Annotated in this window: 7 protein-coding genes and 2 pseudogenes; 3 read left to right on the top strand and 6 right to left on the bottom strand. The window is 58.5% G+C overall.

The genetic code is table 11. The annotated features are described in order from the left end of the window. Nucleotides 1–321: 321 nt before the first annotated feature. The 4 genes from DW49_RS0123775 to minC all read right to left on the bottom strand — a co-directional run bounded on the left by DW49_RS0123775 (nucleotide 322) and on the right by minC (nucleotide 3,083). Nucleotides 322–957, bottom strand: coding sequence for an RluA family pseudouridine synthase (locus DW49_RS0123775; RefSeq protein ID WP_005619768.1), 636 nt, complete (start codon nucleotides 955–957; stop codon nucleotides 322–324). 90 nt (nucleotides 958–1,047) lie between these two features. Beyond that, nucleotides 1,048–1,302 (bottom strand): cell division topological specificity factor MinE, encoded by a 255-nt coding sequence (gene minE, locus DW49_RS0123770; protein WP_002552653.1) that lies wholly within the window; start codon nucleotides 1,300–1,302, stop codon nucleotides 1,048–1,050. Further along, a complete protein-coding gene (gene minD / locus DW49_RS0123765) occupies nucleotides 1,302–2,114 on the bottom strand; it encodes a septum site-determining protein MinD (RefSeq protein WP_003382726.1) in 813 nt (270 codons plus the stop codon). Before minD ends, minE begins: the two co-directional genes overlap by 1 nt. A 228-nt stretch (nucleotides 2,115–2,342) precedes the next feature. After that, entirely contained in the window at nucleotides 2,343–3,083 is a 741-nt protein-coding gene (gene minC / locus DW49_RS0123760) for a septum site-determining protein MinC (protein ID WP_005619764.1), read from the bottom strand. A 120-nt stretch (nucleotides 3,084–3,203) separates the two neighbouring features. Between minC and DW49_RS0123755 the strand changes: the two genes are divergently transcribed. After that, nucleotides 3,204–4,136, top strand: a complete 933-nt coding sequence (locus DW49_RS0123755; RefSeq protein WP_005619761.1) for a lipid A biosynthesis lauroyl acyltransferase — start codon at nucleotides 3,204–3,206, stop codon at nucleotides 4,134–4,136. Nucleotides 4,137–4,168: 32 nt separating this feature from the next. Then, on the top strand, nucleotides 4,169–5,350 hold the full coding sequence (locus DW49_RS0123750) for a patatin-like phospholipase family protein (RefSeq protein WP_024419721.1): 1,182 nt from the start codon (nucleotides 4,169–4,171) through the stop codon (nucleotides 5,348–5,350). Between the two features lie 62 nt (nucleotides 5,351–5,412). On the opposite strand, the gene DW49_RS0123745 is transcribed toward DW49_RS0123750, so the two are convergent. Both DW49_RS0123745 and DW49_RS0123740 read right to left on the bottom strand, forming a co-directional pair. Next, nucleotides 5,413–5,649: a Rieske (2Fe-2S) protein gene (locus DW49_RS0123745; RefSeq protein WP_005619757.1), complete on the bottom strand. Its 237-nt coding sequence runs from the start codon at nucleotides 5,647–5,649 to the stop codon at nucleotides 5,413–5,415. Then, nucleotides 5,633–5,980 (bottom strand): annotated as a pseudogene (locus DW49_RS0123740) (iron-containing redox enzyme family protein); the annotation flags it as partial. The pseudogene DW49_RS0123740 and the gene DW49_RS0123745, both read right to left, overlap by 17 nt. On the opposite strand from DW49_RS0123740, the pseudogene DW49_RS0123735 reads away from it, so the two are divergent. After that, a pseudogene (locus DW49_RS0123735) lies at nucleotides 5,976–6,713 on the top strand (transketolase-like TK C-terminal-containing protein); the annotation flags it as partial. The pseudogenes DW49_RS0123740 and DW49_RS0123735 overlap by 5 nt on opposite strands. Nucleotides 6,714–6,836 lie beyond the last annotated feature (123 nt).

Below are 6,836 nucleotides of genomic sequence, written 5' to 3'. Positions count from 1 at the left end.
ACCCGACGAAGTCGGGCCGGAAACAGGAGCGGGGACTTTGCTCACTTTGGTCCCTCAAAGTGAGTCGACGAGGGGCGAAAAGGTGACTTGAGTCTTATTGAAATCTACCTGATATCGCAGAACCCATGTGTGACGCGAAGCGCCACAAAGAGGACGCAGAGCGTCTAGAGCTGCATGCCGAAGCAGAGCGTCGGCACGATAATCAGTTAGATTTGCGTATGACGATGAGCGCTGGAGTGTGCGGAACGAGAGGTGTCTGGGCCGACCGCTTACCTTGTGAGCGCGTTGGCATGAGAGCCAACGCGGGTGTTCAGCAACCCTTCAAAACGGCGCGAGGCATTCAAACGTCAAACGTTCGCCCGTACCTGGATGCGTAAAACTCAACATGCTCGCGTGCAGGCACAGCCGCGGGTAGGCCGCCAGCGCTTCGGGGTGTGCGTACAGGCCGTCGCCCAGCAGCGGGTGCCCGATCGACAGCATGTGCACACGCAATTGATGCGAGCGGCCGGTAATAGGCGTGAGTTCGACGCGGCAGTAAGTGTCATGCCGCTCGACAACCTTCCAGAACGTCAACGCGTGCTTGCCCGCTTCGTGGTCCACCACATGGCGCGGCTTGGTCGGTGGGTCGTAACGCAACGGCAAGTCGATGCTGCCGCTGTCCAGCGACGGCTGGCCCCAGCACAGCGCTGTGTAGGCTTTCTCGGTTTCGCGATCGTGAAACTGACGCGACAGTTCACGATGCGTGTCAGCATCACGGGCCAGCAGGATGATGCCGGACGTTTCCCAGTCCAGACGATGAACAATGCGGGCTTCGGGGTAGCCGTTTTCCTGCAGGCGAGTAATCAGGCAATCCTTGTTGTCATCGGCGCGGCCGGGGACGGAAAGCAGCAGGGTAGGCTTATCGATCACCAGAACGGCAGCGTCCTGGTGAATGATGCGGATGTTCGACAACGGCATGCAACGGCCTCGAAACGCTAGAAACGCCAACGGCGGTAAAGGCGCAGCTCCTTGAGGAGTGCACCGATACCGCCGCAAGCGATTGCCTGATCAGCGATCTGGCAGGGTGATATTGAGTTCCAGAATCGAACAGCTGCCTTGGCTTTCCAGAGCAACCTGAACCTGATCGGACTCGATATTGACGTATTTACGGATCACTTCCACCAGCTCTTTCTGCAATGCAGGAAGGTAGTCCGGGGTACTGCGCTGGCCACGTTCGTGCGCAACGATGATCTGTAGACGCTCTTTCGCTACCGAGGCCGTGCTTTCTTTTTTGCGGTCACGAAAGAAGTCAAAAATATTCATCAGTTACCCCCGAACAGACGTTCAAAGAATCCTTTTTTCTGTACATCCAGGAAGCGGTGCTCCCGGTCCTTGCCCAGCAGGCGGTCAACGGCATCGCTGTAGGCCTGACCGGCGTCGCTCTGGTCGTCCAGAATAACCGGAACGCCCTGGTTGGAGGCCTTGAGGACAGCCTGCGACTCGGGGATCACGCCAAGCAGGGTAACGGCAAGGATTTCCTTGACGTCTTCAACGCCGAGCATCTCGCCCTTGCTGACGCGCTCAGGGTTGTAACGGGTCAGCAGCAGGTGTTCCTTGATCGGGTCTTCGCCACGCTCGGCGCGGCGCGACTTGCTGGCCAGCAGGCCCAGCATGCGATCGGAGTCACGTACCGACGAAACTTCAGGGTTGGTCACGACAATGGCTTCATCAGCGAAGTACATCGCCAGATGAGCACCGGTTTCGATACCGGCCGGTGAGTCGCAGACGATGTATTCGAACGATTCCTTCAGCTCCATGAGGACTTTTTCAACGCCCTCCTTGGTCAGTGCATCCTTGTCACGGGTCTGGCTGGCGGCCAGTACGAACAGGCCTTCGATCTTCTTGTCCTTGATCAAAGCCTGTTGCAGGTTGGCTTCGCCATTGACCACATTGACGAAGTCATACACGACACGGCGCTCGCAACCCATGATCAGGTCGAGGTTACGCAGGCCGACGTCGAAGTCGACGATGACTGTCTTGTGGCCGCGCAGTGCGAGGCCTGTACCGATAGCGGCGCTGGTGGTGGTCTTGCCCACACCACCCTTGCCGGATGTAACTACGAGAATCTTGGCCAAGGTGAATCACCCCTAGAGGAAAAGGACGTTTAGTCCCTGAAGAGCATCTCCTGGCGCAGCGTTTGTCGAAGAACCGGAAATAACGAGGCTTGATCCTGGAAAGGTAGCGTTAAGCTATTACTTTCGACTCATATACCGACTGATAAGCAGTGCTTGTCAGAATTTCCTACAGCCTTCACGACATTTTCGCGACGAATAGAGATGCTTTGAAAATTGCGGCAGTATCCGTTAAAGACGAATGATGTTCAACACATCTCCGGACAGGCTGACCTGCACGGGCGAGCCCCATAACGGGTCTCGGCGCAGGTCTTCGGAAACCTTGTATTGCCCGGCAATGGAAATCAGCTCGGCACTCAATTGCTGACAGAAGATCCGTGCCTTCGTGTCGCCTTTGATTCCTGCCAGCGCTCTGCCTCGCATCGGGCCATACACATGGATGTTGCCATCGGCGAGAAGTTCCGCACCGGGGCTGACAGGCGCGACTACCACCAGGTCGCCGCCCTGGGCATAAATCTGCTGACCGCCACGCACCGGGGAGGTAATCACCCGGGTTGGCTTGATGAGCGGCTCGGGCGGTTTTTCCGGAAGTTTCTTTGGCGCTTCGGCTTCAATCGGGTCAATAACGCGCTCACGTGCGCCGGACGGCGGCAGCACCGGAAGATCCACGGCAATGGCCGCTGCGATGTCTTCGATACGGTTGGCGCGGATGGCCAGCGTGCGCAGGCCATGCTGGCGACAGATGCGCACCAGCCCCGGCAGGTCAACCGGGCCTTCATTGGGCGCGAGCTTGTCCAGCGCCAGGATCAATGGCGTATTACTGAAGAAATTGGGGGCCTGGGCCACTTTCGCGGCCAGTTGCCTGTCGAGCGCTTCAAGGTTGGTTCGGGCCAGCTCCATCACAGTGATGGCAAGCATGCTGCCCTTGAGCTGAAATACAGGTTCGGGGTTTTGCGATTCAATCTGGCTCATGGTTGATATACACAACAGCTTGTCGCTAAAAGTGCCGTGACTTATAGCGAGAACGCCCGCGAGCCGCAAGCGGGTAGAACCGTTGTAGAATGCGCGGCCTTTGTTCTGACGGAAGCCCAAATGGATCGCCCGCGCTTTAAAGCCAGTTTCCTTCACCCTCGTTTCTGGCCATTGTGGCTGGGGCTGGGGCTTTTGTGGCTGATCGTTCAGTTGCCGTTTCGCGTTCTGCTGATCATCGGCCGTGCGCTGGGTGCAGTCATGTATCGCGTGGCCACTGATCGAAAAAATATTGCGTCGCGCAATCTGGAACTGTGTTTCCCTCATTTACCTGCTGCCGAGCGCAAGCGCCTGCTCAAGGAAAACTTCGCGTCCACAGGCATCGCCTTCTTTGAAATGGCCATGAGCTGGTGGTGGTCCAGGTCGCGTCTGGCCAAGCTCGCCCATGTCGAAGGGCTTGAGCACCTGCAAAATGCCCAGCAGAAGGGCGAAGGCGTGATTCTCATGGCGCTGCACTTCACCACGCTTGAGATCGGTGCTGCGCTGCTGGGCCAGCAGCACACCATCGATGGCATGTACCGCGAGCACAAGAGCCCGTTGTTCGACTTCATCCAGCGTCGCGGGCGTGAGCGGCACAACCTCGATTCACTGGCTGTCGAGCGCGATGACGTGCGCGGCATGCTCAAGTTGCTGCGTGCCGGGCGTGCCATCTGGTACGCGCCGGATCAGGACTATGGCGCCAAACAGAGCGTGTTCGTGCCGCTGTTCGGCATTCAGGCGGCAACCGTGACCGCCACCAGCAAATTTGCCCGACTGGGGCGCGCGCAGGTGGTGCCGTTCACCCAGCAGCGCCTGGCCGACGGCAGCGGTTATCGGTTGGTGATCCATCCGCCGCTGGAGGATTTTCCCGGAGAAAGCGACGAAGCCGATTGCCTGCGCATCAATCAATGGGTAGAAAGGGCTATCACTGAATGCCCGGAACAATATCTTTGGGCCCATCGACGTTTCAAAAGTCGCCCGGCTGGTGAACCGAAGCTATACAAGAAACATAAATAAAAAGCGTCGTTGATCACCGAGGTCAGTTGTAGATGCCAGATCCCGCAGTAGTGACCCGTGCTGTAAGTGATGTCGAGCCTGTGACCGGGCTTATTTTGTCAGGTGGCGGTGCCCGTGCCGCTTATCAGGTAGGGGTACTCGCAGGTATTGCCGACCTGTTGCCGCCCGGGTCGCCGAACCCTTTTCCGGTCATCGTCGGCACCTCTGCCGGGGCGATCAATGCCGTCAAGCTGGCCAGTGGCGCCCTGCATTTTCGAATCGCCATTCACCAGTTGACCGAGTTCTGGCAGTCATTTCGCAGCCATCAGGTGCTGCGCAGCGATTGGGGCGGGGTCATTCATCAGGCCAGTCGGTTTTTTGGCCGCAGCCTGATGGGCTTCGGGCGCAATATTCCGGTTGCCCTGCTTAACAGCTCGCCGTTGCGTGACCTGCTCAACGAGCGACTGGACCTTTCCGGCATCGAAGCTGCCATCGACGCTCATCATTTGCGTGCAGTGGCGGTGACTGCATTCGGTTACGAATCAGGCCAGGCGGTCACGTTCTATCAAGGTCGCGGCACCATCGAACCCTGGCTGCGCCATCGGCGCATTGGTCGTCCGACGCAACTGACCGTGGATCACCTGCTCGCCAGCTCAGCCATTCCGTTGCTGTTCGCCCCGGTGATGCTGGACGATGAATACTTTGGTGACGGTGCCGTGCGTCAGTCGGCACCGATCAGCCCGGCGCTGCACCTGGGGGCCAACCGTGTTCTGGTTGTGGGTGTGAGTGGCAACCCGCGCGGGCTTAAAACCGAACGACCGGCGCCGCGCCCACCCGTTGGCGTGCAGCCGACGCTGGCGCAGATCAGCGGCCACATGCTCAACAGCACGTTCATTGACAATCTGGAAAGCGACATCGAGTTGCTGGAACGCCTGAACATGGCCAGCTCGTTGCTGCCCGATGATCAGATCAGGCAACCGGGCATGGAGCCGGTCGAAGTGCTGGTTATTTCCCCGAGTCGCCCGCTGGACGAAATCGCCGCCCGGCACCGCCGCGAGCTGCCGCCCGCACTGCGCACCTTCATGCGCGGCCCGGGCGCGACCAAGAGCAGTGGCGCCAGTGTGCTGAGCTATCTGTTGTTCGAGTCGGGCTACTGCAGCGAGCTGATCGAACTGGGCCGTCACGACGCCGTTGCCCAAGGTGCAGAATTGAAACGCTTCCTGCGCCTGAAATAATGCCTGCGCGGCAGGAGTCAATCCTGCCGCAAGGCGCTGTTATTCAGCCGGTACTCAAGGTGTTACTTGAGCCGCTGCACCTGCAGCCGGCCACACGGCTGGCCACTCAACTGCTCGCCGGTTTTCAGGCTGAACACCGAAAAGTGCAGGGGGCAGGTGATGGACCTGCGCTGTTCATTGACCACCCCATGCTCCAGCCATCCTTCACGGTGCTGGCAGTTGCTCGGCACGCGATACTCCTCCTGATCGATGCGCACGGTGAAGGCCTCTGGGCGTCGAAACTCAGCAGGCTCGTTCAAGGATCGCCTCCTTGTTGAAATGCTTGAGACGACGGGCCTTGTCTACGGCCATGTCGAACGCCGAATTGGTGATCTCGCGGCCCATACAGATACCGCGCCAGGCTTTCACCGGGTCCAGATCTCCGCTGACGTCCATGGCCTTGAGCAGGCGCTGACCCTCGATGGCATGGAAAACGTCGATATGAACGTGTTCCGAATAGTAAGTGTGAGCCTGTATCTGCAAGCGCTCGCAGAGCTGGGTGTAACACTCGAAAAAGAACGGCACCACAGTCTCGAAGTAGGTGATGACCCCGGCGAACCATGACGGGTCGTCCGCGCGCATCGCCAGCCATGTGATGTCATCGACGATACCCTGCTGCGTGTCGTACGACCCGACGTTTGCGTTTGAGCTCGCGGTGATCATTCAGGACGGCATGCGCCGCATGTTTGCCGAAAACGAAGACATTTATTACTACATCACGTTGCTCAATGAAAACTACCCGCACCCTGATCTGCCCGAAGGTGCCGAGCCCGGCATTCTCAAAGGCATGTACCCGTTGCAGGCCAGTGCATCGATCAACACCGGCAAGCACGTGCAGTTGATGGGCTGCGGGTCGATCCTGCTGGAGGTCATCGCGGCCGCGCGCTTGCTGGAGGATGATTTTGGCGTGAGCAGCGAAATCTGGAGCGTCACCAGCCTTACCGAACTGCGTCGTGAAGGCCAGGATGTGGAGCGCTGGAACCTGCTTAATCCCGAGCAGGAGCCGCGTCTGAGCTACGTGGAAAGCTGCCTGGCAGACAGGGAAGGGCCGGTTGTCGTGGCGACGGATTACATGAAGATCTTCGCCGATCAGATTCGCCCGTTCGTGCCCCTGCGCCGCTTTGTGGCGTTGGGTACCGATGGCTTTGGCCAGTCTGATACGCGTGAGTCACTGCGTCACTTCTTCGAGGTAGACCGTTACTTTGTTGCGGTGGCAGCACTCAAGGCGCTGGCCGATGACGGCAAGGTTGAACGCAAGGTCGTGGCGCAAGCCATCGAACGCTACAAGATCAATCCTGACAAGCAGAACCCGGTGCTGGTCTGAGACTGGTTTAAAGGGGTTATAAAGGTATCGTCTGACCGCAATGCTGTTCACTTAAGGATTGTTGACTAATCCTCGGCCAGCAGGAAAATCCGGAATCTGATTATGGATTCCGGATTTTTTATG

The organism is Pseudomonas avellanae BPIC 631 (genome assembly GCF_000444135.1).
In the GTDB taxonomy this organism is placed as follows: domain Bacteria; phylum Pseudomonadota; class Gammaproteobacteria; order Pseudomonadales; family Pseudomonadaceae; genus Aquipseudomonas; species Aquipseudomonas avellanae.
The sequence above is the reverse complement of the archived record's forward strand: the minus strand, read 5'-3'. Positions and strand labels throughout refer to the sequence as shown.

Excerpts from the sequence above, each read along its gene's own strand:
- DW49_RS0123775 (WP_005619768.1), bottom strand. The coding sequence starts at position 957 with ATGCCGTTGTCGAACATCCGCATCATTCACCAGGACGCTGCCGTTCTG.
- minE (WP_002552653.1), bottom strand. The coding sequence starts at position 1,302 with ATGAATATTTTTGACTTCTTTCGTGACCGCAAAAAAGAAAGCACGGCC.
- minC (WP_005619764.1), bottom strand. The coding sequence starts at position 3,083 with ATGAGCCAGATTGAATCGCAAAACCCCGAACCTGTATTTCAGCTCAAG.
- DW49_RS0123755 (WP_005619761.1), top strand. The coding sequence starts at position 3,204 with ATGGATCGCCCGCGCTTTAAAGCCAGTTTCCTTCACCCTCGTTTCTGG.
- DW49_RS0123750 (WP_024419721.1), top strand. The coding sequence starts at position 4,169 with ATGCCAGATCCCGCAGTAGTGACCCGTGCTGTAAGTGATGTCGAGCCT.